Origin of the sequence: Aquicella lusitana, from assembly GCF_902459475.1 — a bacterium.
Classification (GTDB): domain Bacteria; phylum Pseudomonadota; class Gammaproteobacteria; order DSM-16500; family DSM-16500; genus Aquicella; species Aquicella lusitana.
Genome location: NZ_LR699114.1, coordinates 351,798 through 377,761, shown reverse-complemented (window position 1 = coordinate 377,761; position 25,964 = coordinate 351,798). Strand labels below are relative to the sequence as shown.

Below are 25,964 nucleotides of genomic sequence, written 5' to 3'. Positions count from 1 at the left end.
TTCAGCCTTTTTGATGATAGGGCTGGCTTAATTCATGCACAGCTTCTACCAGAACGGCAACATGTTCGGGCGGCACATCCGGCGTGATACCATGCCCAAGATTGAATACATGTCCTTCGCCTTGCCCGAATGACGCCAGAACTTTTGCAACTTCCTGGCGTATTACCTCCGGCGATTCCAGCAAGCAGGCCGGATGCATGTTACCCTGGAGTGCCACTTTACTCCTTGCACGGTGCCTGGCTTCTGCCAGACTAATTTCCCAGTCAAGCCCCAGCGCATCGCAACCTGATTCAACCATTTCATCAATAAACCGGCTTCCTCCTTTTGTAAACAGAATAAAAGGAGGCTTTCTCTTATTATAGTGGTTATGCCTCAGGCGGGCGATAATCTGATGGGCATAATTTAAAGAAAATTCTCTGTATTTTTCATTATCTAACAACCCGCCCCATGTATCGAACAGCATCATAACATCCGCACCTGCCTGGATCTGCGCTTCAAGATGAGCGGTAACCGACTTCGCCAATATATCCAATAAGTTATGCAATAAAGCCGGATTTTCCTGCATCATTTGCATGATCCGTGGGAAACCGGGACTGGATTCGCCCTCAATCATATAAGCGGCCAGCGTCCAGGGGCTGCCGCAAAAACCAATCAGGGGGACACGATCGGCAAGCTCATGTTTTACTAGACTGATCGCTTCGTAGACATACTGTAAACGCGCTGGATCGGGCACTTCCAGGCCCTTAATTTGCGCCTCACGCTGAAGCGGCCGAGCAAAAACAGGCCCTTTGCTTTCGATAAAATTGAGACCCAAACCCATCGCGTCAGGAATGGTAAGAATATCCGAAAAAATAATAGCTGCATCCAGTGGAAACCGCTCAATCGGCTGCAAGGTAACTTCACAGGCCAATTCAGGGGTTTTGCACAGTTTCATAAAGCTGCCCGCGCGCTCGCGCGTAGCTCTATATTCGGGAAGATATCGTCCTGCTTGGCGCATGATCCAGACAGGCGTCATATCAACCGGCTGCCGAGCAAGCGCCTTAAGTAAGCGGTCATTTTTTAATTCTGGCATGATAGAAATCTTCCTCATTTTGAGGGTATAACTATAAAGAAAAATTGCCTGGGACGGTATTTTTTTATTGTGGGGGCTGCGAAACAAGAAGAAGCGTGTCATTCCCGCCTGCGTGCATTACCGGACAGTAATACGCCTACGTGGGAATGACAAAAAAACGCCGTCGCTATTGCGTAATCTTGTCTAACTGCTCATTAACGTATTTCTGAAAAATAAAAGGCTGTGCTATCATCGAAAACGCGTCATAGGCGCCGAAGGCATTAATATAGATGCTTCCATAGTTTAGCAGCTGGCCTATCAGGCTTTGGCCAACGTTAATCTGGGAAATAGTAGCAAGACGTGTTTCATTCGTATGGCGATAAAAAAAACCTTCGCGCATCATGACACGTTTGTTAGTGACGGCAAATTCGGAAAAGAAATATTCCAGCCCGACATACCCCCAAAACAAAAGGGCCAGCAGCCACGGAACCCAGTCGAGCCTGATCAGAATTGGGTTTGACCGCATATAATAGGTGGCGTAGAAAGAAAACAGCGTCCAGACAGCGGGCAAGAAAAAAATAATGATGTGCTTTTTAGTGCGGAACAAGATTCGTTCATCGGGCAACAAATTGCGGTCAATATAACTCATGAATGAATCTCCATACTTATCCCTGTGATTTAGTTATAATAAGCAAAATCATCAATGAACGTAAGCAATATGATAATCAATTTCCCTACTCAACAGCGGCTTACGCTGGGTCTCTGCGCAGCGTTGGCTGTGCTTTTAGGCTTCACTTTTGTTTATTCAATCACACAATGGTATGGTGATTGGGAATTGACTCATCAGGCGCCGCCACCCGCCCCTACCCTGACGAGCGCAGATGCAACTACCCGCATGATTGCAGCTATTCCCGACCAGCATCTCTTTGGCAAATCCTTTACCGGCTCGGGTGAGGTCCCCATTACCAATTTGCAGTTGCGCGTCACGGGCATTGTGAAAGTAACGACAGAACAAAATGGCAATGCTTCCAAAGCTTATATTTCCATCGCTGGTCAACCAAGCAAAATTTATCAGGTCGGCGATACCTTACCCTATGGGGTTAAAATTTATGAGATAACGCCTGACGCTGTTATACTGGAAAATGACAGTCAGTTGGAAAAATTGCCCCTGCCACGAGAAAAATTACAATTCAAAACGAGACAGTCTGAGGAGCGTTTGTAATGTTAAATTCAATCATCAGATTCGTATTAATCTGTGTTTTATCCTTTTTTCTCCTGGCTTGTGCTACCACTCGTCCGCCCAATACAATGACCCTTGCCCAAAAATCCTATCTGGAGCAGGGCAAACGTTATTTTGAAGAAGGCTATTACAAGCGTGCCATGCACGAATTATTACCGCTTGCCTGCGATGGCATCGCTGAAGCGCAATATGCAGTAGGTTATATGTATTACTATGGCTACGGTGTCGCGCAAGATACGGATGTAGGTTATTTCTGGATAAAGCGTTCCGCCAATCAGGGGTTTGCACCTGCCGTCCAGGCGCTGGCGTTGATAGAAAGAACAGACAATAAGCTTGTTAATCCTCGAAATCGATGGCTTGATAAATAACAAATCAGATCAAGCCAGCTTTAAAATAATATCGGCATTCACTAAGCCCGGCGTGTTTTCTGCTGTCACAGACATTTGTGAAATAAACACACTTTGTTCCTTAACAACTGTCATCAGCAGTTTTATTAATTTGTCAAATTCCACTTTCTGAAAGTGCATTTCAACAGAGTCATTCGTGGTTTGTTTTAATTGTATCAATTGCTGTTCAAGCCCCGCGTGATTAATCTGTTTTTGCAACAGACTCAACAACCCAACGGGTGAAGTGCGCTTTGCTTTTATATTGGTCCGGCCTTCCATTTTTTGTATCGCTTTATCTGCCGATTGCATCCAGACCAGTGTTTTCTGATTGGCTGCAATACGATTCCGCAGCGTAGCGACATGATTCAAAAGCGGCGTCCATATCCACTGATAAACAATAAAAATACCGAGAAAGGCGCCTCCTGCCGTTACCATACGTTTCTCGCGCATCGCGAGATTCGCCCATGCTTCTTTCAATTTTACAAGCCACTCTTTCATACGGCATCTCACTCAATTAATAGCGTCGCATTAATGCGCGAACCCACAAGATTTGCATTCTGCTGTTTGACGCTCAATCCCTGTTGGGTTAAATAATCTGTAAAAGCGGAAAAATCATCGGATGTTGCAGCCGTTAACTCCAGACTAAGCTGGTTACTTTGAAAATCAAAACGGCTGAGTTTGATATTGGGCGTTTCAGCCATTCCCTTGCCTACATAGCCCAGCAACAGTAAAAGACGGCTTGCACCCCTATCTGCGTTCAGATTTTGCAGCTTTTCTTGCATGCGCAATTTGGGTGCCACAATACTGCTCGCCTGGGGGAAGTTGCGCTTGTAAATCTCTGCAACCTGATCCTCAATCGCGTTCATGCGGTGTTTCAAAATAAAATAAGAAAGTGTGGGATAGAAAAATAATAAAAATACCCAGGTGATCGCCAATCCCGCCGTTATTTTCCAAAGCTTGTTCATCTGCGGCAACCGGAATTTTTTTACCGCATAAGGGCCCTGCAGCAGATTAATACTACCCGCATTTTTAGCCGCATGACGCGCGAAATCTTTTATCCAGTCGCTTTCTTTTAAAAAATCTTCCTGGATTTTTGCCGGTATCTCTAATACGCCGCTGAAAGCGTGATTGGTATAATTATGAAGATGAATCTGCGCGGGCATTTGCAATGATGACATCAGCGCTGCATCGAGCAACGTTGCGAGGTTCTGTTTATCGCCCGCAAAACCCTGAAACAAACCTGTGCGCACGACTACCAGCTCGCTGATGGCAACGTGCCATGCTTCAGCTTCATAAGGCAGCGCGAACATGGCCGGCATGATACTGTCTGCCTGAATACCAAATGATTGCAGCACATTCAACCATTGCTGCATGTGTTCATGCGCTACTACTGCAACAGGCAAATCCCGGTCTGCATGATATTCATCTATGGCAAAATGCAGGGCATCTACTTCATCAATCAATTCATCTTCCAGCGCATAAGGCACCGCCTGCAGGAGACGGGAACGGTTCATTTTGGGCAGTTTGACGGCGGTCAGTAAGACTTTTTCAGCGGGCACGATGACGATCACTTCTTTGTCTTCTGCAATTTCCGCAAGGCCGGATGCATTATCACGGCTGGCACTTTGTCTGACCATGCCGTCCGCATCAACCACCGCCCAGCTGGGTTGTTCTGCCTCGGTGGAATGTAAATAAATGATGAGTTTTTCCTGCTTTACCATTCGCCTTTACTCTGCCATAAGAGGGTCATTTTAGCTTTGTTGTCTTTCGCTGTGCGCTCTACCAGAGTATAAAGCAGAGCCTGCTGCTTCTCTATCGCAACCGTAGTCTCAATCAGAAAATAACCGCTCTTGACTGTTATCTTGTCCGCCGCGATATGGTGGTTTTTTACAATATCCAGCTCAATAAACTGCTGGGCTGTCACGATAGGTGTGCGCGCACGCACTTGCTCGATCGCTCTAGCCGTATCCAGCGTCAACGTAGGGCTTAAGGTCATCAGCACAGGTGCCGGTGCGGTTTGAATATTCACCAGCGTGGCAACGGGCAAAGCTGTAATATAAGGCTGCAAGGCATTAAATAATGCCGGCGTCACACCTTTCACGAGCCGCAATTCGCTGATCGAAAAGAAAGGCCGATGCGCTGCACGATAGGGGGCAGCCAGTTCAAGATAGAATTGGTTAAACTCGTTATGCTGTTGGCCTGGCGTAATCCAGTCTACAATCCCTTTCACAATCTGCTGTCTTTTTTCTTCACTGAGCTTCGGATCCACCGTCTGGAGCAGACGTTTAAAATCCGCTTGCGCATCCGTATTCACCAAATTATTGAGATTAAAACGCCCTTGCATATCATAAATGGTGCTCGTGATTTTATAGCCGTTGACATCGATGACAGGCGAGCGGATGGGTAATGGGTCCACCACTTGATTGGGCTTTTGCTTTTCCCAGTTTGAACGCAGCTGATCAAGCGCCCAGATAATAGATCCCTGCGCATAAAATTCAGCTTGTGTATCGCGCAGGATGAGACTGGTGCGCCGCGTGTCCCGCTCCAGACGGGTCATCATGCCATAGGCCATTGTCGCAACCAGTGCTACGATAAAAAGCGCCACAACGATCACAACACCCTGTTGATGTTTAGGGCTTAGGCGGCAATGAAATGGTTTTGCTTGGCTCGGCTGAAATAACATAAAGCTGACTCAATTTTCCCCATTGTGAAATAGTCAAAGAAATTCGAACCGCCCGTGGTAAAGGCTGGCTGGTTTGGCCCTGCACCGGCCAACCTGCATGGGGCCGGCCATTTTGATCGAGATACTCAAAGCGTGCCGCTTCCACATTGTTCAATAATGTACGTGCATGAGGTTTCGCATCCGGCGCCGCATCGAGCGACGGCCATACCCCCCGGCGCAAACTGCCTCTATTCCAGTCATAGCGAGTACGCTGTAAATTACTGCGCAGTAATTCCCCGGTAGGATTCGCAAACCCCGTATGGGTAAAAGTAAAACTGTGCGGTGTGCCAATGAAAGCCGCTTCTTCTTTCCCCGATGCATTGACGATGGGCCTGTTGACTGCCTGTTCGACATCGCGTGACATCACCAGCAACACCATTTGCAACTCGCGCAAGCGTTCTGCGTTTCGCTCCGTCCCGGACTGAATAGTGATGACGTTGTGCAACGCATTAGCCAATATCAATGAAAGAATAGTGAAAATAAACAGAGCGATAAGTATTTCAAGCAGCGTGAAACCACGTTGCTTGCAAGCGTGGTATCTACGCATCTTCATAAACATAACTCTCAAGGCTTATCAGTGGCGATCCCTCCGCTTTGTCGCCGGCAAAAACATTGACTTCGATTTTTTTAATCCGGTTGTTGGGCGTCGGCTTCTGCTCTGCCTGCCAACGCCAGTTTTGCCCAAGCATGGTCGTCGCCTGCTCGGTTTTATCACCCTCTTCCGGTAATTTCAGTGCACCTACCCGGATTTCATTCAACACTTGCCGGCCCACCCACATGGCGATGGTTTTATGCTGCAAATAGGCAGTTGAGCGAATATTCTGTGAAGCCGCTTTGATCACAGCTGTCAGCGCAATCGCCACGATCGCGAGCGCTATCAAGACTTCAATCAGCGTGAGACCTGTCATTTTTGTCATCATGACTGAACTTGCACGCGGGTTTTTCTTGTTCATAAATGAAGATCTTGTTTTATACACCATGGGGGCAAACTGTTTTAAATAGTCTGGATCATTAAATTTGGCCTCTATATAACGCACACTCTATTTCCCCGCGCTCACTTTGCTCTGTCATCCCGGCACTGCCCGCCCTGTCATCCCGGCACTGCCCGCCCTGTCATCCCGCACTGCCCCGCCCTGTCATCCCGCACTGCCCCGCCCTGTCATCCCGCACTGCCCCGCCCTGTCATCCCGCACTGCCCCGCCCTGTCATCCCGCACTGCCCCGCCCTGTCATCCCGCACTGCCCCGCCCTGTCATCCCGCACTGCCCCGCCCTGTCATCCGCTATGTGTATTTTCAAGTTTGCGCATAGCGGCATCTCCTGCTAATAAAAGCACTTATTTTTCAATTTAAAACCAACTCAGAAGCCAGCTCTTATACCGATCCTATCACTAGACCTTGTAGGCCAATCTGCTATTCGTGGTCGTTTCCGTAAAAACGCGCACAAGTTGTTCATTCGGTCTTATAATGCCTGCCCCAAACTCGCGAACGTGGTCCCTAAAAATTACAGACTCACAGGATGACTGAACGAGGTCAGGCAACCTTTTCCTGAAGCGAACAAGCTTCTTGAGTTGGTTTTATTTCATATAATGCTCCTGTTAATACACAAGATCGAATACGGCCTGCTAATCGTCGTGCAACACCAACGATTGCACGCTTTTTTCCTCGATTATTCGAGAGACGATTAAATATTTCTTTCAGGCTCGGGTCTTTTGTAATGGCTATCCATGCTGCTTCTATAAAAATTCTGCGTAATACTGAATTTCCTTGTCGTGTAATATGACCCTGTCGAGTATGCTCACCCGATGAATGCTCACTCGGCGTTAGTCCTGTAAAACTAAATAACTGTTTTTCATTTTTAAACTGAATCATATTACCCAGCTCATTGGCTAATTGTCTTGCATGAATTGGGCCAATCCCTGGGACGCTTTCATAAATCATTTGCAGACTTTTTTCATCATTTGCCTGAATTTCAAGCCTTGCTTCTATTTCTTTCATTCGTTTCGTCAATTGCATCCATTGCTCAGCATATTGATGAACGCTATAACAAAAATCGTTTGAATAATTCCCCTGTTCCACTTCACTTAACTTTTGAGATAACCATCTTGGACAAATCACCGTATCATCTTCTACTTCTATTAATCCTTGAGTAAATAATAGTCCTTTAAATTGCTGACCAACTTGATGCCGTAGTTTCAATATATTTGTCCGTAATCGCGTCATGCTACGTTTCTCTTCTCGCTCTTGGCTTGGCACAAAGATCCCATGCAATCGCCCAGCAGATAATTGTAGGGCTATTTTTAATGCATCGCGTTTATCTGTCTTGACCCGATCTCGGGAGGCTACTTCAATAGAACCAGGATGGACCACTATGTTATTTATTCCATGGGAGACCAAATAGCGATGCAGATGAAATCCAGAAAATCCAGCTTCGTAAGCAGTTTTGATGACCGCTCCAGAAAACGTATTTTTTAGATAACTTACCAATATCTCAGCTTTGGCTGGCATTGTATCTCGTTTCACTACTTCTCCTTCGCAAATAATAACGCAAGAATAGGTCTTTTTATGAACATCTATACCAACGTATACCTCTTTCCCTGTATAATCGTACTGTTTCATGAGACCCCTCCGTTGTTTAGTTTGTTGGTCGCAAACTATTTTAACTGGTGGGGTCTTTCTTAATACAGCATAGCAACTCGCACTGCCCCGCCCTGTCATCCCGCACTTGTTGCGGGATCCGGTATCAAAAAATAAAAAAGACATTATTTTTATATACCAGACCCCGCAACAAGTGCGGGGTGACAGAACTGATGCGAGGTGACAGGGCTGATGCAGCGACAGGGCTGATGCAGCGACAGGGCTGATGTGGAGTGATAATAGCTAATGCTGAATAACAGAAATTGGTTCTAAAACCCAAAATGAAAACAACACAGCATGCCCAAACCACATGAATATATATCACTACGACAAAGCCTTACTAACCACCGTCCCATCCGCATCGCCGGTTACCACATAACGCGGTTTGTCACCCCGTTTTCCAATGTATATTTTAAAAGGCGTAATATCACCATTGGTTGATATCACGATTTGTGGATTTTTTTTATTCTCCGCTGAATCCGAAAGTCCGATCCGCACACCGTCTACGACCACATCCACCTGGATAGGATCTGGAATGACGCGCTTGCCAAAAAGGCTATCCTGCAACCGTATCCAAGTCTTTTTTTTGTTATTCACCGCAGGCTGGAGACTGGCAAAGTAAAAAGTACGCTGCTCAAATGCCAAACCCAATACATTAGGCGAAAGCATCGCCTGCTCCTCAGCGAGGGTGACCATTTGTGTCAATTCCTTCGCAAACGACTCGAGCTGCTTGTTGCTATTATGGCTGATCGAAAGCAATGCAACGCTCGTCACAATACTGATAATAAAGATGACGACCAGGAGTTCAATGAGCGTGAACCCCCGCGCGGATCTGCCCGATCGCGTTAGCTGCCTCAACCCGCCTCTGCCTCATTGATATTCCAGTTACCGACTTCGCTGTTGCCATCCTTGCCTTTAGACCCGTAACTGAAAATTTTAATTTTTTCACTCTCGTTCAGATATTGGTAAGCCTGGCCCCAGGGATCCATCGGCACATCCTGCAAATAGCCTTCAGACTTCCAGTTGCGCGGGACGGGCGGAACCGTCGGTTTGGTCACCAGCGCCTGCAAGCCCTGATCTGTGCTGGGGTAAGTCCCGTTATCCAGTTTATAAAGGTCGAGTGCGCTTTGGATCGCTAGAATATCCTGTTTGACCTTCACCATCCTCGCCTGCTCGGGACGACTCATGATTTTGGGGACAATAATTGCCGCCAGGATGCCTAAAATAACGACAACAACCATGACTTCAATCAGGGTAAAACCGGCAGCTTTTCTATAATTCTTTGATTGGAAAGCAGTTCTCATATTTGATCCTGGGAATAAAATAAACGGTGGTATTAATGAATTGAAAAATTTAACAAAATATGTCTAAAATGTAAACAGAATCATGGGGATTTGATGTGGTTTAAAATAAAAATTTAAGTCATTCCTAAGCAAAAGCATTTATAATTAATAAAATAAAGATAGAGGCAAAAGTGAGGAGTCTCCAAATGCAAAGAAAAGATGAAAATATTGCGCAAGACATCCGTCAGGCCATTTTGAATACGACAGCGGAGCTCTCGCAGCAGCTAAAAGAAATGTCAGAAAAAATCCAACAGGCAATGGAGCGTATCGCTGCTTATTATTACAAGCAGAATAAGGAAATTTTAAAAACGCATTTGGAACACGCGCAACTAAGCGGAAGAAAAGCAGATGAGGTAACGCCGCGTAATATTTCAGACGCTTTAGAAGAAACAAACCGCGAGCTTGAAAAGCAAAACCATGAAATTAGTCGCATACAGGAAAGAATTGCTGCGCTACATGGGGAAATAAGCAAGAATGGCCCGCTTGCTAAAATGTCAGCCGAGGAACTGCAACGCATCACTGGTGAGCTGAATAGTCTTAATTCCATATTAGTAAAGAACCAGGCAGAACGCTTAAAACATGCTACATTAATCGGAAGTGATCCTGTCTTATCTGATCCTAAGCAAATACAATCTTACTTTGATCAACGCATCACCCCTATTCTACAAGAAAACAAGAAACTGAAAGACGAGATTAGGGCGGTTAATAAACAAGTTGAAAAAGTTGAGCAAAAAGTTGATGAAGCAAGACGCTTCAAACTTTAATTTTCGCAAATAGGAGTTCCCCATGTTTGAACGGTTGCAAAAGCCTTTCCTTACTGTCGAAACAGGAGAGGCTTATCAACCTATCCGTCTGACTTACGACCTTTACCAAAAAGATAAATTGGTAGCTGCATTAAATCAGTTGAAATGTTGCGAACGTAATCCCAACGGTACCTCCTGGAATTGGTTCTGGAAAGACGAATGCGATAATTTGCATTTTGAATCCCTGGATTCCTTCAAAAAAAATCCCCAGCATCCAGTTCGTTTAGGAACGATCACGCTGCGGGAAGATAAGCTCTATTTTAATCTTCCTTCCTTCAAGCGCGCTTGTTTGGCCGTTCCTTTTTTCTATCGTGCTATTTCCGCGGATGTGGCTAAAGTTGATCATGCTGACTTTCTCAATAAAGTTTTTGGCCTGGATGAGCGCTTACCGCATGGTTTTTCCGAACTATTTAAGGAAGATGAACTGGAGAAAATTATCCAGCAACGCATTCACGATTACGAAGTGGTGCAGGAAAAAGTAGAACATGCCGCGACCGCACAGGAAGCTTTTACTATTCTTTCTGAATACACGCAATCCGAGTCCAAAAAACGCCTGCCCTATGCTGAACGTTATGGTTTTCACGAAAGCACCGAACAGCAAGACCCAGATGTGATCTTTCTCGGGTTTTATATTTTCCTCCGTAGCCGTGAATTGGTTGCCATCCGGCGTTGGTTTGGTGAGACAGGCTATACACTCGCTGATGCGGCGGATGAAACGGTAGAGCATGTATTCGGCGGCATGAATATTGATATTATTGAATAACGCTTCAACGCAGGCTTCATTATCTCCATAAAAATCTCCGTTGTGTTTTATTTTTACAATCCTTATAATGCCTGCCATTCAACTGTAAGGAAAAATTAACGTGTCTCTTCCACCAAAACAGAAACAGCAATTAAAAGCGCGTGCGCATAAATTAAAACCCATCGTATTAATTGGCAATAATGGCCTAACCGAAGCAGTGGAAAAAGAAGCAGATCGCGCGCTTCATGATCATGAGCTAATAAAAGTTCGTATTGCCGTGCAGGACCGTGAGCTGCGCAAAGCATTATTTGCCCAGTTATGTGCGGCGTTGAAAGCTGAACTGGTCCAGGTCATCGGCAATATTGGTGTCGTTTATCGCCAGCGGGAAAAGGAATAGTCTAAAGAACAGCAGCATGAAATGCCGTAAATGGTTCAAGAATATAAACCGTTCGCCCTGAGACGGCCGCTACGCGGCCGTCTCAGGGCGAACGGTTTATATTTTTTCATGCATAGAAAAGCGAAAATGAAGGAATAGTTTCGAGCAGTTTCGGTAAAGGTTCGCATACCGGCAAAATATTAAGAAGAGCTAAATAAATTTTTTGGACCAAAAAAATAGTTCTGGCAATTCGTAGGAAAGATGCAAACTATTTTTACCCAGTAAACTCATTCAGCTGGAAAATAGGCAATAGCACCGCGAGGACAATAAACAAAACGATCGCGCCCATGATCAGAATAATAGCAGGTTCAAACAGGGCGAGTCCTACTTCAATCAAGCGTGTAATCTCATCTTCCTGATTTTGTGCCACGCGCTCCAGCATGCCTTCCAGCTGCCCGCTCGCTTCGCCGCTTGAAATCATATGCACACTCATGGGTGAGAAATAACCTGTTTGTTTAAGCGCTAGATGAATAGCCGCTCCTTCACGCACACGGTCAACCGCTTCTTCCACGGCGTTTCGAATGGGAATCGTCGTAATAAGCTGCGCTGAAATGCGCATCGCTTCCAGCACAGACACACCCGCTGCGGAAAGAATAGAGAGCGTGCGCGCAAAACGGGCCGTGTCTGCTGTCTTAATCGCATAGCCTATTAGCGGAAGACGCAGTAAAAACTGATGTGTTTTTTCACGCAGAAGCGCATTCTTTTTTAATGCGCGCCGCCAGAAAAAAATACCCGCGATTATCAAGAGCAAGAAATAGAGTCCATAATTTCCAACAAACTGGCTGATACTGATTAAAACTGTGGTTAAAGTCGGCAGTGCCTGATTCAAGCGGCCATAGACAGCAATCATCTTGGGCACCACGTATTCCAGCAAAAAGCCTACAATACCCATGGCAACCAGCACGATCATGGCTGGATAAATCAGGGCCGTTTTTAATTTTTGCCGCATATGCCATTGCTGCTCAGTATAATCCGCGAGACGCAATAACACTTTATCTAAATGGCCCGATTTTTCACCGGCTGCAATCGTAGCACAGAAGAGCGCCGAAAAACTTTCCGGGTGTTCACGCAAAGCCGACGCCAGCGCATGACCTTCCACAATTTTGCTGCGTACCGAAAGAACCAGGCCTTTCACATGCGATTTTTCCGTTTGCTCTGAAACCGCCTGCAAGGCTTCTTCAATTGGTAAACCGGCTGAAAGCAGCGTCGCAAACTGCCGCGTAATTAGCGCAAGTTCCTTGCTGCTCAAACGACGCTGGCGCGAAAATAAAGCTGTGAATTGACTTTCTTTACGTAACCCTTTTTTCTCTTGAGCGGCCCGCACCTTAACAGGTATGAGGGATTTGTCGCGTAATAACTGACGCGCATGCTTCTCGCTTTCTGCCTCGAGCACTCCCTTCTGTTCCTGTCCACCCTGATTGACTGCGATGAAGTGATAAGCTGGCATATTAATCCTCGCTCGTCACACGCAGTACTTCTTCGAGCGAAGTATCGCCCATCAGGACACGCCGGTAGCCATCACGACGCAAGCTGGAAAAAGACATGCGCGCATGCTTGCGCATCTGCTGCTCGGGCGCACGGTCATGAATCATGGTTCGCAGCGCATCATCAATAGCAATCAGCTCATACACACCGCTGCGTCCTGAGTACCCCGTATGCCGGCAAAGCGAACAACCTGCAGGATGATAGATAACCGGTGACGCAGTTTCTGCTACGCCCAATAGCTCGCATTCGGAGGGGGTTGCCAACATGGGCTTTTTACAGTGTTCACACAGCAGGCGAATCAATCGCTGCGCCAGCACACCCGCGAGGCTCGAGGCCAGTAAAAAAGGCTCTACGCCCATATCATCCAGCCGGGTAATCGCACCAATCGCACTATTAGTATGCAGTGTGGAAAGCACCAAATGTCCCGTCAAACTCGCCTGAATGGCAATTTGCGCTGTTTCCAGGTCACGGATTTCACCGACCATCACCACATCCGGGTCCTGCCGCAAAATGGCGCGCAGCCCCTTGGCAAACGTCATATTAGTTTTCGTATTCACCTGCGTCTGGCCAATGCCGGCCAGATCATATTCAATAGGATCTTCAACCGTCAGAATATTTCGTTTTTTGTCATTTAACACGGTGAGACCCGCATACAGCGTTGTGGTTTTACCTGAACCCGTGGGACCGGTAACAAGCAGAATACCATGCGGTTTGGTAATCAGGGTGCGTAGCAGGTTAAGCGTATTCGCTTCCATCCCCAATTCAGCAAGATCAAGCCGCGCGCTTTGCTTATCCAGCAAGCGGAGCACTGCGCGCTCGCCATGATTGGTCGGCATGGTGGACACGCGCACATCCACAGCGCGGCCGCCTATACGCAGTGTAATTCGGCCATCCTGAGGTAGACGTTTTTCAGCAATATCGAGTCTCGCCATGACCTTGATGCGTGAAATGATGAGGGGCGCGAGAATACGCGGCGGTTCAAGCACCTCACGCAAAATCCCGTCCACGCGAAAACGGATAGTGACATGGTCTTCAAAGGTTTCGATATGCACATCTGACGCGCCTTCTTTGATGGCTTCACTTAATAAGGCATTGAGGAGGCGAATAATGGGCGCATCATCTTGCTTTTCCAGTAAATCTTCTGCCTTGGGCAGTTCATGCATAAGTTCAGACAGATTCAGTGACTCGCCCAAATCTTCCGCCATTTGCATAGCGGTAGTTGAATCCGTTTCATAGATTTTCACCAGGGACTCATTAAATAATTCGTCACTGACCAGTTCCAATTCAAGCGGCATTTGCAAACGCCTGCGGATTTCCGTCAGCACGGCAAGCGATGGCTTGCGATGATAAATTACTTTCGCTATCTGGTTATCCATGCTGGTAACAAGCACACCATAACGCTTAGCATAAGCAAATCGCAATGGATTCATGGCGCCTCAGCCACCTCTTTTCTTATCATCTCCCGCAGTTTCATGCCGCGTAGAGCGAGATCCAAATTAATTTTAAATATTAGCACTTGTCTGATGGACATTGTTCTTTGGTCTCAAAGGGTTTGGGCAGATCTTTTGTATTTTTCCACGGTGGAAGCTTCGTAGGCACGGGTTCATCGCCAATTTCAGCCAGATCATCACGGAAATTGCCTTGCGTGCTGCGTATGGCGTTATATTTTGTATATGTCAACGCCATGGCTTCATCACTGTTCTGGATAATGATTGGCTTGATAAACGCCACCAGATTTTTTTTCTGCTGGCTCGTGCTTTTTTGCACAAACAGGGATCCCACAATAGGTACACTGCTTAGAATCGGCACCTTATTAACATTCTCATTATTAGAATTACTGATTAATCCCCCCACAACCAAGACATCGTTACTATTGATGATCACCGCATTAGAAATCTTGCTGGTGTTAATGATCGGCGTCAGGCCCGGATTTTGCGGGTTTTGGAGGGTATCATTTTTTAAATTCAATTTGAGCCGCACAGAATTGCCCAAGTTGATTTGCGGCGTCACATCCAATTTCAGCGTCACGTTTTTATAGTCGTTCGTTGTAAAGGGTAGCGGCGAACCATTATCTCCGGTACCTGTTGGAGTAACATATTGACCTGTTTGTGTTGGAACCATCTGTCCAATTTCGATGGTTGCTTTCTGATTATCCAGCACCATGATGGAAGGCGTAGAAAGAATATTCACGCCATTCTGATTACGCAGCAAGCTCAAAATAGCCTGAATTTGCACACTGGGCATAATCCCTACGACGCCGGCGCCAAAGTTGGGGAAAGAAGTCGGCGTGTTTGTCACAACCGTCTGCACATCACCACTTGCATTCACGCTTCCCCACTGAATACCCAGACTCATTAAATTGCTTTCATCAATTTCAGCGATAATCGCTTCTACCATAACTTGTGCAGGGCGTATATCAAGCTTGGCAATGACATTTTTCAAAGCCTGCATCAGGGCGGGCGGGGCGGTGATAATTAGCGCATTGGTATTAGGCTCGGCCTGAATATTCGTTGTATTAGTAGGCGCTTCCTTAGCAGCGGCTGCTGGGGCTGACCCACTAGTACCAGCAGAGACAGGTGCAGATGGGCCGCTACTCATATCCATTTGCGAACCGCCGCCATCCTTGCCCAAAATATTCATGGCAATTTTGCCCAGTAGCGGCGCAAATGTTTTGGCTTGCAGATAACGCAGATAGACCACTTCCGTATTGCCTGCCGGTGTAGCGGCAGGCGCATCCAGCTGCGAAATCAGCACACGAATGCGCAATCTTGCTGCTTTAGGGCCGCCGAGTAAAATACTGTTACTGCGCTCGTCCACAGCGATGGAAACCCCGGGAGTCTCGCCTGCCGCACGGGAAGCAGCCTGCAAATTGTTAAGCACAGTGGCTACCTGGGTAGCCGAGGCATGACGTAACGGAATAATTTGAATGCCGCTATTGGCAGCCTTATCCACGTCCTGAATGATGGTAACAATACGTTCCAGATTAGAAGCGCGACCGAGTAAAATCAGGACATTGCCGGGTGTATAAGCAGAAATATTGCTCCATTGGGGCAGCAAGGGACGCAGAACAGGAATGAGCTGGGTCGCAGAAACATTTTCTAACCTGATAACGCGAACCACGACTTCCTCTCCCCTGCCTGGCGAACGGTTGGTCGCTACCTTCACCGCCTGTTCGCCGCTTTCCATGTTTGGGACAATCTTAATGACATTCCCGTTAGGGATAGCGGAATAACCCAGCAGCCCCAATACTGAAAGAAATACTTGATAGACTTCCCCTTGGCGTAAAGGCTTGCTTGAAATCAGGGTGACTTTGCCGCTAACGCGAGGATCCACTACAAAATTCTTGCCTGTTTCCTGGGAAACCTCGTTAATAACACTCAGGATATCAGCATCCTGCAAATTCCATAAGCGGCTGGCGGGCCGTTGTATGGCCGGTGCAGGCTGCGCTTGAACAGCATTCACTTCAGTCGGTGGAGCAGAAACCACGACGGTTGAACCTTTTTCTGCAAAACTTGCGATTGTAATAGACAATCCAGCAGCAAGCACTAACACCAGCCGCATAATAAATTGGGAAAATTTCATATCGTTTTTTAGACCCGGATTCTTACAAAAACATCGCCTACAATACCATAAAATTCTGGCATATCTGTACTCATCAATGAGGTATATGAGGCAAAGTTAGCGTGAGGGAAACTGGGAAGGGTATTGATAAACTACGTCGGTGTACGGGAGAACAGGCTAAAATGTGAAAATAACCATAGACTGCTTTAAGCAGCCTATGGCTTGGAAGGTAACACGCTTATTGAGTCGTTGTGGTATCAGTGGACTGTTGCGTGGTTGAGTCAGTGGCGGTTGACTGATCAGCAGGCTGTGTGGTGGTTGTGGTATCTGCCTGGGTTGTTGTCCCTTGGGTGCTGTCTGCTGTTTGTGCTGGAGCCTGTGTTTCAGTTGCGCTTGGCTGCTCCGTTGTCATCGCCGAAGTCTGGTTGGTGGTGGTTTCATCAGCTGGTTTGCTTTCTTCACTTCGGGAACAAGCGGTCATACCAATAATGGATAACCCAACGAGAGTGGCAATGAGAAGATTTTTACGCATAGTCGATTTTTCCTTTTAAAAATTTAACGCCCATTTTTATTGAATCATTTACCTGCTTTCGCTCGGATTAAAACGAGTGACGCCCGGCCAAGGGTTATATAAACCCACATTAAAATTCATATCTTATCGCAATTTAATATAGGTGCAAAGAGTTAAACGTTAATGCCAGGCGTAATTTTACTACACTTATTTGCGGCATCAATCTACGATGTCAGAAAATGATGCACCACCCAGGTTAACAGAATTCCTAGCACCGAGATCACAGCCATTAGCTCAAGCACCGTCAACCGCCCGCTGCGGCGGCCTTGCGTTTCGTTTTTATCGTTCATTAAAAATACCTCTGGTTCATTGCTTCTTTTGCCATCATCAACGTTTGGTTGGCCACCTGATTTGCTTTTGCAGTGCCCTCGCGCAAAACGTTTTTCACATAATGAAGATCCTTTTCATACTGAAGTCTGCGTTCGCGCATCGGCTCAATAAAAGCAACCAGCACATCGATTAACCGCCGTTTGCATTCCACATCACCAATGGTTCCTTCGCGGTATCGCGCTTCTGCTTCCGCCACCCAGGTTTTATCCGGATTAAATGTCTCATGGAAAATCCAGAGAGGATTATTTTCTACCCGGCCCTTATCGGTAGCCTTTAGCCGATTGGGATCAGTATACATGGACATGACTTTCTTTTTGATCGTATCCGGATCATCACTTAGAAAAATGGCATTATTAAGGGATTTGGACATTTTCAACAGGTTACCATCCAAGCCTGGCGGGCCTATTCCTACCAGCCGTTTGGAACGTCCCAGCACAGGTTCGATGACCGGGAATAAACCGCCTTTTTTGATATAATCCGCATCTTCAGTATGCGGGTCTACATGACAATAAAGCTGGTTAAACCGGCGGGCGACCTCGCGTGTCATCTCAAGATGCGGAATCTGGTCTTCGCCAACGGGTACTACTTGCGGCCGGAATACCAGAATATCCGCCACTTGGCCTACTGGATAAAGTAAAAAACCAAAAGGATAGTTTTCCCCGAGCCCCTTGTCGCGTATCTCATCTTTAATGGTAGGGTTACGCATTAATCGAGGATAGGGAATAAGCATGCTGAAGAAAAAAGTCATCTCGGCGATAGCGGGAATTTCAGACTGCAGAAAAATAGTGCTGCGATCAGGATCAATACCTGCCGCCAGGTAATCAATCGCAATATCCATCACACTCTGATGAATTTCAGCAGGACGGTCCATACGGGTTGTAAAAGCATGAACATTCGCGATAAGAAAATAACAGTCATAATCATTCTGCATTTGCACGCGGTTTTCGAGCGACCCTACCCAGTGTCCCAAATGCAAACGCCCGGTTGGCGTATCGCCCGTTAGCAATCGCTGCTTTTGCTGTATTGTTTCAGTCATGGTGTGCTTTTTCTCTTTGTGCTAAATGATAGGCGACTTGTCCCGCCTGTCTGGTTTTGATTAAGCGCCAGTTTTTAGGAAGCTCATTATCCTTGATTACCTCACTTGCTTCCAGATAGAGATATGCGGAATCTGCTAAAAATCCCTGCCCCTCCAGGTAGTGACAACAAGGCAACAGCAAGTTGCTCTGATAAGGTGGGTCAAGAAAGACAATATCGAAAGGATGTCGGGGCTTTTGCAATTGCTCTGGTACTTTCGCTTGATAGACCTCAGCATTATTAGCGCCGAATTGAACCAGCTCTGCTTTTAGCAGCTCTACCACAACTCTCGCCTGGTCCACCATGACCACATGTGCAGCGCCGCGCGATAACGCCTCAAAGCCCAGCGCACCGCTACCCGCAAATACATCCAGACAATGTGCGCCCGCGATCATGGGTGCAAGCCAGTTAAAAAGTGTCTCCCGCACGCGATCGGGCGTAGGTCGCAAGTCTTTGATATCCGGCACTTGCAGTTTCCGCCCGCGCCACTTGCCTGCGATAATACGTACCTGCCCCTGCTGCATTTTTCAGTCCTGTTTCATGAGGGTTGTATGCTACCATAAGCTTCTTTTTGGATACGAAAGTAACACTTACAACAAAGAAAGAAAATTAAAATAATAATATTGGTATTGCCAAGGTCTTGCAGCTTGCTGCAATGGATTTAAGTTTTAATTTATAACTGCTCTATTTATCCGTGTAAGGACAGTAAAAATGTTCGATTTTTTGAAAAGAAAAAAAACGCCAGAAACACCCGAGCCTAAACCAGCAGAAACAACTGATACTGCACAGGAAGAAGCGGACAACACAAAGCCGGGATTATTCGTACGGTTAAAACAGGGGCTCACCAAAACGCGGGCCAATCTGGCGGCAGGCATGGCGAATTTATTCCTGGGAAAAAAGGAATTAAATGCCGAATTATTCAGCGAAATTGAAATGCAGCTACTGACTGCCGACGTAGGTGTTGAGACAACCGATCAGCTCATCAAGACACTGACACAAAAGCTTGCGCGCAATGAGTTAAGCGATGCTGAGGCTGCCTTTCAGTGCCTGAAAAACGAAATGAAAAAAATATTGCAGCCCTGTGAGGCGCCTTTACCTCTATCAAATGAAATTAAACCCTATGTCATTCTGGTAGTCGGTATCAACGGCTCAGGCAAAACCACCACCATTGGCAAACTGGCACATCTTTTCAAACAGGATAGAAAAACAGTCATGCTGGCGGCAGGTGACACTTTCCGCGCCGCAGCCATTGAGCAGCTGGCAGCGTGGGGGGAACGCAACCAGATTCCGGTGATTGCACAGCAACCGGGCGCAGATACAGCAGCTGTGATTTATGACGCCATGGAAGCCGCTAAAGCCCGCGGCATGCAGATCCTGATTGCAGATACAGCGGGACGCCTGCATACGCAGTCCAACCTTATGGCAGAGCTGCAAAAAGTAAAACGTGTACTGGGAAAAATCGACCCCACAGCCCCGCATGAAACCCTCATCGTTCTGGATGCCACACTGGGTCAAAATGCATTGAATCAGGTCAAACAGTTTAATGAAGCCGTCGGCGTAACCGGTATTGCGCTCACCAAGCTGGATGGAACAGCCAAGGGCGGCATCATTTTTGCCATTGCGCAGCAGACAAAAATCCCTATTCGATTCATTGGGATAGGTGAAAAAATCCAGGATCTGCGGCCATTTAAGGCGGAAGAATTTGTGGACGCCCTGTTTGCCGACTACACTTAAGACAGATTGATAAAAAGCCCTAAAAATGAGTAAAATAACCTCAGTTATGGATAAGCGAATTTTAACTTTTTGAAAAGATTGAAAATAAGAAAGGCGCTTGGTAAATTTTGCCATTTTTAACCGCCCAAGGTTTTGAATGGAGTCAAAATGCTACTAGCGCCGATCGTTGAAATTTTCTGTGATATTGATGAGTTTTACAAGAACCATGTAAAAGAATCTGCAAATAAAATTTTGCCCTTACCTAAAGGCAAACGTCAGAGGAAAACAGAATTAAGTGAAAGCGAGATGATGACGATCATGATTTTATTTCACTTAAGCCACTATCGCACATTCAAGGATTTTTATCTGGATTGTGTGTTAGGCCAACTTTTTCGAGAATTTCCTAAAGCGGTAAGCTATCCACGTTTTGTTGCACTCATGCCAAGGTTGCTTGCACCACTAACGGCGTATGTACTATCAAGAACAGGAAAACACACCGGATTGTATTATTTGGATTCTACAAAAATGGTTGTATGCCACAATCGTCGAATTTACAGAAATAAAGTTTTTAAAGGCATTGCTGAACGCGGACACTGTTCTGTAGGCTTTTTTTATGGATTCAAATTACATTTAGCGATCAATCACCAGGGAGAAATTATGAGTTTTTGCATTACAAAAGGAAATGTTGATGATAGAGAAGTTGTTGAAAAATTAATGCAAGGATTAACTGGTTTTGGTGCGGGCGATAAAGGATACATCAGCAAAAAATTAGCGGAGTCGCTTGCAAAACGAGGCATAAAATTGATTACGAAAGTTAGAAAAAACATGAAGAAAAAAATGCTAAGCGCGTTCGAAAAATTTTTTCTTTATCAGCGAAGCATTGTAGAAACCGTCATTGATCAACTTAAATCTATCTGCCATATTGAGCATACTCGACATCGCAGTCCGGTAAATTTTCTGGTTAATCTTGTTAGTGGTTTAGCAGGTTACTGTTTAAAAGCAAAAAAACCGTCTATCAGCAGAAGTAAATTTTGGATGTCCTCAATTGCTTAACCATAACTGAGGTTAAAATAAGCAGCTAAATTTACCATTCATCTTCAGCAAGAAGAGCAAATCATGGCCAATATGAATACGAGCTTACAAACTGTTGATATTCGCCTGCCGGTTAACAGCCTGGAAGCTTATCTTCATCATATCAACCAAGTCCCGTTGTTAACCCAGGAAGAAGAGTATGAATTGGCGGTCAGGCTCCAGCAGAATAATGAGCTGGCTGCTGCAAAGCGCCTGATTCTGGCGCATCTACGTTATGTGGCACGGGTCGCTAAAGGCTATCTCGGCTACGGTCTGCCGCTCGCCGATCTCATACAAGAAGGCAATGTAGGGCTAATGAAAGCCGTTCGGCGCTTTAACCCCGAAATGGGCGTGCGGCTGGTGACATTTGCCATGCACTGGATTAAAGCCGAAATTCACGAATACATCCTGCGCAATTGGCGCATTGTCAAAGTGGCAACCACCAAAGCACAGCGTAAACTCTTTTTTAACCTGCGTAACATTAAAAAACGCCTGGGCTGGATGACGCAGCAGGAAGTGAATGACGTTGCTAAAGACCTGGGTGTCAAACCAGAAACTGTCAGGGAAATGGAAATGCGCCTTGCTACATCCGACGCCTCATTTGATACCCATAGCGAATACGACGACGAAGAGCCCAGCTTTGCGCCTGCCGGCTATCTGGAAGATACACGCTATAATCCTGCGCAACAATTGGAGAGTGCAGACTGGTCAGAACAATCCAATGATTTGATTTATCAGGCGCTGGATCGGCTGGATGATCGCAGTCAGGATATCATTCGCACACGGTGGCTGGATGAAAACAAACTGACTTTGCAGGAACTCGCTGACAAATACCAAATCTCGGCTGAACGCGTAAGGCAGCTCGAAAAAAATGCGATGAATAAACTTCGCGCGGCTGTAGAAGCGGTGGAAGCATAATCCGCGGCATGAGCTGCATAAAACTTTTCTGCCATTGCAAGTGAGCCAGTTTTTCTCTACTGTCATTGCTGTAAAGGTTTACATATTTCGTTGATGAAACTGTACACGTCATCGCTAAGCATCCCCTCTTGCTGCCGGTGTGATGTAAATGACATGACACTTACTCAAACATATCTGAGAAAAAAAACGCCCGCGGTAATCCCTTTTGCTGAAAAGCATGAAAAATACGATAAACCCAGGAACGTGGGCCGCTTGCGTATACCTGATATGCCGAAAGATCCGGGTAGGTGGCTAGAATGGCCTGATTCAATACCGACTCAATTTGATCTTCATTAAAAGCAGACGGCAGAATGATGGGTGTAAAAATAAAGAGAGGATGCGACGCTTTCCATCGTGAAATCTGCTCTGTCAGGAAAAAATCTTCCTGGTTCTGGGAAAACCAGTACACATGCAACAAAAGCGGAAAATCAGCCTGAATAAGCGCTTCAATAACCGCCTTGACAGGCGCAAAACCCGTACCCTGCGCTAAAAAAAGAATAGGCTTGTCGGGATGAAGCTGGCTGACTGTGCAACGTCCTAACGGACCGCGTAGTTGCCATTTTTTTTCCGTTCGCGCCATGCGCAGCAACGCTTGCGCTTTCTCATTTTCTGCCGGATGAAACAAATGAAATTCAAGTATTGCATCGTCTCTGGGCGCGCAGGCAATAGAAAGATAGGAAACACGGCCGTCTGTATGTGATACTTCAATGTATTGCCCCGCTTCATAGGAAATCACGGGCGCATGGAGGGGTTGTAATAAAATGCGTGATACATCCTTCGCAAGCAGCTGGATGGCCATCACATGATAATCAAGAAATTGGGGCATATACTAAGCGACCTGGGTTCCCCCTTGCAGCTGATTGGATTCGCTGATTAAGGCAAGCCTTACTGCTTCCAGCTTGGGCATTTTTGCCGCACGCAAGACTTCATAAACTTCCGCTAATTTTTTTAAAAGCACCGCTTTTTTAAGTTTATCGCTTTTATTTCCTTCTGGCAGCTCTCTGATTTCCCGCAATAAACGGGCGATTTCTTCCCAGTTAAAAGCTGCTGTCTGCTCCCGTGGAACCATGCGTTTCCTTTCCTCTTGCTCAGTAGGCTTAGCGCTCACGTCCAGCACAATTGCCTTGTAACGTTCAGCCGCCTCCATTAGCACTTCCACTCTCTCTTCATAAGAACCTTTTTGTGCATCATCAGTATGGGGATAAAACGTTAATGGCATAAACCCTCCTCTTTCTTATTTTAATAACACAACTTCCTATTTGGAAAAATAACCTCAAGAATATATTTTAGTATAACCTTAATAACGGCATCCGGGATTAAATAAGTCATAAAATCAATCAACTGTTTGACTAAATGATGATTTTCATCCGGTCCAAGCAGCGGTACCGTAATGCTTCACTAATGTGCTGCACGGTAATAGATACACTTCCTTCCAAGTCTGCGGCTGTTCTGGCCACTTTAATTATCCGGTGATAAACGCGTGCTGAAAGCATAAATTTTGTCATCACCTGATGCAGCAAATGCTTTGCTTCTTCTTGCAAAGCACTGTGATAATCCAGCTCCGGGACCGTTAACGTGGCATTACACTTGCCTTGACGTTTGAATTGAAGCGCGCGCGCTCCGCTGACACGCGCACGAACCGCCAAACTATTATCCGAGGCATAATTTTCTGATCCTGCGAGTACAGCCGCTGGCAGTTTTGCCACTTCCACCTGCATATCAATACGGTCTAGCAGCGGGCCTGAAACTCTTCCCATATAACGTCTGATCTGCTCCTTAGTGCATTGACAGTGCTCCGTTGAATCCCCTGCATAACCGCAAGGACAAGGATTCATCGCCGCGATGAACTGGAATTGTGCGGGGAAAACCGCCTGGTATGCAGCGCGTGAAATGGTGATACAGCCTGACTCGAGCGGTTCACGCAGACACTCGAGCACATGCCGACTAAACTCCGGCAACTCGTCCAGAAATAAAATACCGTGATGCGCCAGCGAAATTTCCCCCGGCCGGGGTGGCCGCCCGCCGCCTACCAAGGCAACGCTGGAGCTACTGTGATGCGGCGATCTGAAAGGGATTCTTTTCCAGTGGCGCGGATTAAATCCGTCACTGCTCACGGAAGCCACTGCCGCTACTTGCAACGCTTCCTCATCACTGATTTCAGGCAGAATACCAGGCAGCCTGCTTGCGAGCATGGTTTTGCCGGTGCCAGGCGGCCCAATAAAAAGCAGGCTATGCCGTCCTGCCGCAGCAATTTCGAGTGCCCGCTTGGCGTGTTGTTGACCTTTGACGTCAGCCAGATCCGCAGACAAGCTACTCCCGTTTTCCTTATTCAACGCATCCGGCAAGCAAGCTGATAATGTCTGCTCGCCTTTAAGATGCGCACATACATCGAGCAAATGCCTGGCAGACAGTACTGTCGCCTGTTTTGCCAGCGTTGCTTCTTGTGCATTCAGATAAGGAACTATGAGGCGCCGCCCGGATTGATAAGCGCCCAGCGCCACCGGCAGCACGCCACGGATAGGACGCAACTCTCCCGACAAGGCCAGCTCACCTATAAATTCATAATCAGCCAGCGCCTGCTGTGGAATTTGTCTGGAAGCTGCGAGAATACCTAGTGCGATAGGCAAATCGAAGCGGCCGCCTTCCTTGGGCAAATCTGCCGGCGCCAAGTTGATAGTGATGCGTCTTGCAGGAAATTCAAAATTCGCATTCATTAATGCACTGCGTACACGGTCTTTACTTTCTTTCACTGCGGCTTCAGGCAGGCCAACCATATTAAGACCGGCCATGCCATTGGATAAATGCACTTCCACCGTAACAAGCGGCGCAGTAATACCGGAAGATGCCCGGCTATAAACAATAGCGAGTGACATGATTGTTTTCCTTGTGAAAAAGTTGAAGAGAAGAAGCGGTTTTTTCATGCCGCTTTTGCTGCATGAGAATGAGGAGAGGAAATGTTGAACAGAATGGCTGTCATTCTGAGAGCGTTTTTGCTCGAAGGATCTCTGAAAGTACAACAGGAGATCCTTCGCTACGCTCAGGATGATAAGGCTGGGCTCAGGATGATAAGGCTGGGCTCATAACCTGCTATTTAGCTATGTTCAAAATCCATTGCATCTTGATACAAGATAGGCTATCACTACTGGGCAAAAGCGCCCGTAGCTCAGCTGGATAGAGTGTTGGTTTCCGAAGCCAAAGGCCGGAGGTTCGAATCCTCTCGGGCGCGATGATTTGCCATCACGAGATCATCCGGTGTACCCACATTACACCAATCCCCGTCATAAAATTCGCCAGTCATCTGGCCGTTCAGAATCGCAGGGATCAATAACCGAGTTAACCGAAAATGCCCGGCTTCACAATCCGCAAACAACTCAGGCCGCATGACACTGATATTGGCGAAGGTAAAAGTAGGCGTGGCATGCAAGTCGAGACGCCCGTTTTTAATCCCAAAATCACCGCACGGATGATAGGGCGGGTTCGTGACCATCACGAGATGCGCCAATCCATCAGGTTCACGGGGCAGATCGGCCAGCGGATAGTCCGTAATAATGTCACTGCTAACAACAATAAAGGGCTCGGGCCCCAGCATAGGCAGCGCATTCAAAATACCGCCGCCGGTTTCCAGCCGCTCCTTTTCATCAGAGTAAAAAAAAGTAGCGCCATAACGTTTTCCATCCCCCAGAGCGCTTTTAATTTTCTCTGCCTGATAAGACACATTAATCACTATTTCATGGATGTCTGCGCGCAATAAATTCGCAATCGCATATTCAATTAAGTATTGTCCTCTAACACGCAGCAAAGGTTTAGGAACATCCGCTGTCAATGCACCCATTCGCTCACCGCGG

General features: G+C 46.6%; 28 protein-coding genes, 1 tRNA gene and 1 pseudogene. 9 read left to right on the top strand and 21 right to left on the bottom strand.

Going from position 1 to position 25,964, the window contains the following annotated elements; translation table 11 throughout:
* Position 1: 1 nt before the first annotated feature.
* Positions 2-1,072, bottom strand: a complete 1,071-nt coding sequence (gene hemE / locus AQUSIP_RS01765; RefSeq protein WP_114835374.1) for a uroporphyrinogen decarboxylase — start codon at positions 1,070-1,072, stop codon at positions 2-4.
* Between the two features lie 166 nt (positions 1,073-1,238).
* Positions 1,239-1,700 carry a PH domain-containing protein gene (locus AQUSIP_RS01760; RefSeq protein ID WP_114835375.1) on the bottom strand — a complete coding sequence of 154 codons (462 nt, stop codon included), beginning with the start codon at positions 1,698-1,700 and terminating at the stop codon, positions 1,239-1,241.
* A gap of 69 nt (positions 1,701-1,769) precedes the next feature.
* On the opposite strand from AQUSIP_RS01760, the gene AQUSIP_RS01755 reads away from it, so the two are divergent.
* Both AQUSIP_RS01755 and AQUSIP_RS01750 read left to right on the top strand, forming a co-directional pair.
* Positions 1,770-2,273 (top strand): type II secretion system protein N, encoded by a 504-nt coding sequence (locus AQUSIP_RS01755; protein ID WP_170131885.1) that lies wholly within the window; start codon positions 1,770-1,772, stop codon positions 2,271-2,273.
* Positions 2,273-2,659 carry a sel1 repeat family protein gene (locus AQUSIP_RS01750; RefSeq protein ID WP_232058615.1) on the top strand — a complete coding sequence of 129 codons (387 nt, stop codon included), beginning with the start codon at positions 2,273-2,275 and terminating at the stop codon, positions 2,657-2,659. The genes AQUSIP_RS01755 and AQUSIP_RS01750 overlap by 1 nt, the downstream gene beginning before the upstream one ends.
* A gap of 9 nt (positions 2,660-2,668) precedes the next feature.
* On the opposite strand, the gene gspM is transcribed toward AQUSIP_RS01750, so the two are convergent.
* The 8 genes from gspM to gspG form a co-directional block, all read right to left on the bottom strand.
* Positions 2,669-3,175: a type II secretion system protein GspM gene (gene gspM, locus AQUSIP_RS01745; protein WP_114835377.1), complete on the bottom strand. Its 507-nt coding sequence runs from the start codon at positions 3,173-3,175 to the stop codon at positions 2,669-2,671.
* An 8-nt stretch (positions 3,176-3,183) separates the two neighbouring features.
* Complete coding sequence (gene gspL / locus AQUSIP_RS01740) at positions 3,184-4,398, bottom strand: type II secretion system protein GspL (protein WP_114835378.1); 1,215 nt, start codon at positions 4,396-4,398, stop codon at positions 3,184-3,186.
* Positions 4,392-5,360: a type II secretion system minor pseudopilin GspK gene (gene gspK / locus AQUSIP_RS01735; protein WP_114835379.1), complete on the bottom strand. Its 969-nt coding sequence runs from the start codon at positions 5,358-5,360 to the stop codon at positions 4,392-4,394. The genes gspL and gspK overlap by 7 nt, the downstream gene beginning before the upstream one ends.
* Complete coding sequence (gene gspJ, locus AQUSIP_RS01730) at positions 5,308-5,952, bottom strand: type II secretion system minor pseudopilin GspJ (RefSeq protein WP_170131886.1); 645 nt, start codon at positions 5,950-5,952, stop codon at positions 5,308-5,310. Before gspJ ends, gspK begins: the two co-directional genes overlap by 53 nt.
* Positions 5,939-6,436: a type II secretion system minor pseudopilin GspI gene (gene gspI / locus AQUSIP_RS01725; RefSeq protein WP_114835381.1), complete on the bottom strand. Its 498-nt coding sequence runs from the start codon at positions 6,434-6,436 to the stop codon at positions 5,939-5,941. Before gspI ends, gspJ begins: the two co-directional genes overlap by 14 nt.
* 493 nt (positions 6,437-6,929) lie before the next feature.
* Entirely contained in the window at positions 6,930-8,015 is a 1,086-nt protein-coding gene (locus tag AQUSIP_RS01720) for an IS110 family RNA-guided transposase (RefSeq protein WP_197737807.1), read from the bottom strand.
* 342 nt (positions 8,016-8,357) lie between these two features.
* Positions 8,358-8,891 (bottom strand): type II secretion system minor pseudopilin GspH, encoded by a 534-nt coding sequence (gene gspH / locus AQUSIP_RS01715; RefSeq protein WP_114835440.1) that lies wholly within the window; start codon positions 8,889-8,891, stop codon positions 8,358-8,360.
* A complete protein-coding gene (gspG, locus tag AQUSIP_RS01710) occupies positions 8,888-9,337 on the bottom strand; it encodes a type II secretion system major pseudopilin GspG (protein WP_114835441.1) in 450 nt (149 codons plus the stop codon). The genes gspH and gspG overlap by 4 nt, the downstream gene beginning before the upstream one ends.
* Positions 9,338-9,522: 185 nt before the next feature.
* Between gspG and AQUSIP_RS01705 the strand changes: the two genes are divergently transcribed.
* From AQUSIP_RS01705 to yhbY, 3 genes are all read left to right on the top strand, one after another.
* The gene (locus tag AQUSIP_RS01705) at positions 9,523-10,140 is read left to right on the top strand and encodes a hypothetical protein (protein WP_114835442.1); all 618 of its coding nucleotides are present in this window, start codon (positions 9,523-9,525) and stop codon (positions 10,138-10,140) included.
* 22 nt (positions 10,141-10,162) lie between these two features.
* The gene (locus AQUSIP_RS01700; protein ID WP_114835443.1) at positions 10,163-10,942 is read left to right on the top strand and encodes a hypothetical protein; all 780 of its coding nucleotides are present in this window, start codon (positions 10,163-10,165) and stop codon (positions 10,940-10,942) included.
* A gap of 100 nt (positions 10,943-11,042) precedes the next feature.
* Complete coding sequence (yhbY, locus tag AQUSIP_RS01695; protein ID WP_114835444.1) at positions 11,043-11,318, top strand: ribosome assembly RNA-binding protein YhbY; 276 nt, start codon at positions 11,043-11,045, stop codon at positions 11,316-11,318.
* Positions 11,319-11,571: 253 nt separating this feature from the next.
* Here yhbY and gspF read toward each other — a convergent pair whose 3' ends face one another.
* From gspF to rsmD, 7 genes are all read right to left on the bottom strand, one after another.
* On the bottom strand, positions 11,572-12,804 hold the full coding sequence (gene gspF, locus AQUSIP_RS01690) for a type II secretion system inner membrane protein GspF (protein ID WP_114835445.1): 1,233 nt from the start codon (positions 12,802-12,804) through the stop codon (positions 11,572-11,574).
* Position 12,805: 1 nt separating this feature from the next.
* Complete coding sequence (gene gspE, locus AQUSIP_RS01685) at positions 12,806-14,272, bottom strand: type II secretion system ATPase GspE (RefSeq protein WP_114835446.1); 1,467 nt, start codon at positions 14,270-14,272, stop codon at positions 12,806-12,808.
* A gap of 79 nt (positions 14,273-14,351) precedes the next feature.
* A complete protein-coding gene (gene gspD, locus AQUSIP_RS01680) occupies positions 14,352-16,424 on the bottom strand; it encodes a type II secretion system secretin GspD (protein WP_114835447.1) in 2,073 nt (690 codons plus the stop codon).
* Positions 16,425-16,641: 217 nt separating this feature from the next.
* Entirely contained in the window at positions 16,642-16,935 is a 294-nt protein-coding gene (locus tag AQUSIP_RS01675) for a hypothetical protein (RefSeq protein ID WP_114835448.1), read from the bottom strand.
* Between the two features lie 203 nt (positions 16,936-17,138).
* Entirely contained in the window at positions 17,139-17,264 is a 126-nt protein-coding gene (locus AQUSIP_RS12540) for a hypothetical protein (RefSeq protein WP_267896362.1), read from the bottom strand.
* A complete protein-coding gene (trpS, locus tag AQUSIP_RS01670) occupies positions 17,264-18,340 on the bottom strand; it encodes a tryptophan--tRNA ligase (protein WP_114835449.1) in 1,077 nt (358 codons plus the stop codon). The genes AQUSIP_RS12540 and trpS overlap by 1 nt, the downstream gene beginning before the upstream one ends.
* On the bottom strand, positions 18,333-18,902 hold the full coding sequence (gene rsmD / locus AQUSIP_RS01665) for a 16S rRNA (guanine(966)-N(2))-methyltransferase RsmD (protein WP_114835450.1): 570 nt from the start codon (positions 18,900-18,902) through the stop codon (positions 18,333-18,335). The genes trpS and rsmD overlap by 8 nt, the downstream gene beginning before the upstream one ends.
* 187 nt (positions 18,903-19,089) lie before the next feature.
* On the opposite strand from rsmD, the gene ftsY reads away from it, so the two are divergent.
* The 3 genes from ftsY (at position 19,090) to rpoH (ending at position 22,080) form a co-directional block, all read left to right on the top strand.
* A complete protein-coding gene (gene ftsY, locus AQUSIP_RS01660) occupies positions 19,090-20,112 on the top strand; it encodes a signal recognition particle-docking protein FtsY (protein WP_114835451.1) in 1,023 nt (340 codons plus the stop codon).
* A 147-nt stretch (positions 20,113-20,259) separates the two neighbouring features.
* Complete coding sequence (locus AQUSIP_RS01655; RefSeq protein ID WP_148326070.1) at positions 20,260-21,144, top strand: IS982 family transposase; 885 nt, start codon at positions 20,260-20,262, stop codon at positions 21,142-21,144.
* A 72-nt stretch (positions 21,145-21,216) separates the two neighbouring features.
* Positions 21,217-22,080: an RNA polymerase sigma factor RpoH gene (gene rpoH, locus AQUSIP_RS01650; RefSeq protein WP_114834933.1), complete on the top strand. Its 864-nt coding sequence runs from the start codon at positions 21,217-21,219 to the stop codon at positions 22,078-22,080.
* A gap of 160 nt (positions 22,081-22,240) precedes the next feature.
* Here rpoH and AQUSIP_RS01645 read toward each other — a convergent pair whose 3' ends face one another.
* The 3 genes from AQUSIP_RS01645 to AQUSIP_RS01635 form a co-directional block, all read right to left on the bottom strand.
* Positions 22,241-22,945: a ferredoxin reductase domain-containing protein gene (locus AQUSIP_RS01645; protein ID WP_114834894.1), complete on the bottom strand. Its 705-nt coding sequence runs from the start codon at positions 22,943-22,945 to the stop codon at positions 22,241-22,243.
* 3 nt (positions 22,946-22,948) lie between these two features.
* Entirely contained in the window at positions 22,949-23,338 is a 390-nt protein-coding gene (locus AQUSIP_RS01640; RefSeq protein ID WP_114834895.1) for a hypothetical protein, read from the bottom strand.
* 130 nt (positions 23,339-23,468) lie between these two features.
* A complete protein-coding gene (locus AQUSIP_RS01635; protein ID WP_114834896.1) occupies positions 23,469-24,992 on the bottom strand; it encodes a YifB family Mg chelatase-like AAA ATPase in 1,524 nt (507 codons plus the stop codon).
* Between the two features lie 279 nt (positions 24,993-25,271).
* Here AQUSIP_RS01635 and AQUSIP_RS01630 point away from each other — a divergent pair.
* Positions 25,272-25,345, top strand: a tRNA-Arg gene (locus tag AQUSIP_RS01630).
* Positions 25,346-25,408: 63 nt separating this feature from the next.
* Here the strand turns inward: AQUSIP_RS01630 and AQUSIP_RS12600 are convergent.
* Positions 25,409-25,951, bottom strand: a pseudogene (locus AQUSIP_RS12600) (sugar phosphate nucleotidyltransferase); the annotation flags it as partial.
* Positions 25,952-25,964 lie beyond the last annotated feature (13 nt).

Bases quoted from the DNA above. Each gene is read 5' to 3' on its own strand.
- gspE (WP_114835446.1), bottom strand. From the start codon at position 14,272: ATGAATCCATTGCGATTTGCTTATGCTAAGCGTTATGGTGTGCTTGTT.
- AQUSIP_RS01705 (WP_114835442.1), top strand. From the start codon at position 9,523: ATGCAAAGAAAAGATGAAAATATTGCGCAAGACATCCGTCAGGCCATT.
- gspL (WP_114835378.1), bottom strand. From the start codon at position 4,398: ATGGTAAAGCAGGAAAAACTCATCATTTATTTACATTCCACCGAGGCA.
- AQUSIP_RS01750 (WP_232058615.1), top strand. From the start codon at position 2,273: ATGTTAAATTCAATCATCAGATTCGTATTAATCTGTGTTTTATCCTTT.
- AQUSIP_RS01655 (WP_148326070.1), top strand. From the start codon at position 20,260: ATGCTACTAGCGCCGATCGTTGAAATTTTCTGTGATATTGATGAGTTT.
- rpoH (WP_114834933.1), top strand. From the start codon at position 21,217: ATGAATACGAGCTTACAAACTGTTGATATTCGCCTGCCGGTTAACAGC.
- AQUSIP_RS01640 (WP_114834895.1), bottom strand. From the start codon at position 23,338: ATGCCATTAACGTTTTATCCCCATACTGATGATGCACAAAAAGGTTCT.
- gspJ (WP_170131886.1), bottom strand. From the start codon at position 5,952: ATGAAGATGCGTAGATACCACGCTTGCAAGCAACGTGGTTTCACGCTG.
- AQUSIP_RS01645 (WP_114834894.1), bottom strand. From the start codon at position 22,945: ATGCCCCAATTTCTTGATTATCATGTGATGGCCATCCAGCTGCTTGCG.
- gspM (WP_114835377.1), bottom strand. From the start codon at position 3,175: ATGAAAGAGTGGCTTGTAAAATTGAAAGAAGCATGGGCGAATCTCGCG.
- gspD (WP_114835447.1), bottom strand. From the start codon at position 16,424: ATGAAATTTTCCCAATTTATTATGCGGCTGGTGTTAGTGCTTGCTGCT.
- trpS (WP_114835449.1), bottom strand. From the start codon at position 18,340: ATGACTGAAACAATACAGCAAAAGCAGCGATTGCTAACGGGCGATACG.
- AQUSIP_RS01760 (WP_114835375.1), bottom strand. From the start codon at position 1,700: ATGAGTTATATTGACCGCAATTTGTTGCCCGATGAACGAATCTTGTTC.
- rsmD (WP_114835450.1), bottom strand. From the start codon at position 18,902: ATGCAGCAGGGGCAGGTACGTATTATCGCAGGCAAGTGGCGCGGGCGG.
- AQUSIP_RS12540 (WP_267896362.1), bottom strand. From the start codon at position 17,264: ATGAACGATAAAAACGAAACGCAAGGCCGCCGCAGCGGGCGGTTGACG.
- ftsY (WP_114835451.1), top strand. From the start codon at position 19,090: ATGTTCGATTTTTTGAAAAGAAAAAAAACGCCAGAAACACCCGAGCCT.
- gspK (WP_114835379.1), bottom strand. From the start codon at position 5,360: ATGTTATTTCAGCCGAGCCAAGCAAAACCATTTCATTGCCGCCTAAGC.
- hemE (WP_114835374.1), bottom strand. From the start codon at position 1,072: ATGCCAGAATTAAAAAATGACCGCTTACTTAAGGCGCTTGCTCGGCAG.
- gspF (WP_114835445.1), bottom strand. From the start codon at position 12,804: ATGCCAGCTTATCACTTCATCGCAGTCAATCAGGGTGGACAGGAACAG.
- AQUSIP_RS01720 (WP_197737807.1), bottom strand. From the start codon at position 8,015: ATGAAACAGTACGATTATACAGGGAAAGAGGTATACGTTGGTATAGAT.
- AQUSIP_RS01635 (WP_114834896.1), bottom strand. From the start codon at position 24,992: ATGTCACTCGCTATTGTTTATAGCCGGGCATCTTCCGGTATTACTGCG.
- AQUSIP_RS01700 (WP_114835443.1), top strand. From the start codon at position 10,163: ATGTTTGAACGGTTGCAAAAGCCTTTCCTTACTGTCGAAACAGGAGAG.
- gspG (WP_114835441.1), bottom strand. From the start codon at position 9,337: ATGAGAACTGCTTTCCAATCAAAGAATTATAGAAAAGCTGCCGGTTTT.
- AQUSIP_RS01755 (WP_170131885.1), top strand. From the start codon at position 1,770: ATGATAATCAATTTCCCTACTCAACAGCGGCTTACGCTGGGTCTCTGC.
- AQUSIP_RS01675 (WP_114835448.1), bottom strand. From the start codon at position 16,935: ATGCGTAAAAATCTTCTCATTGCCACTCTCGTTGGGTTATCCATTATT.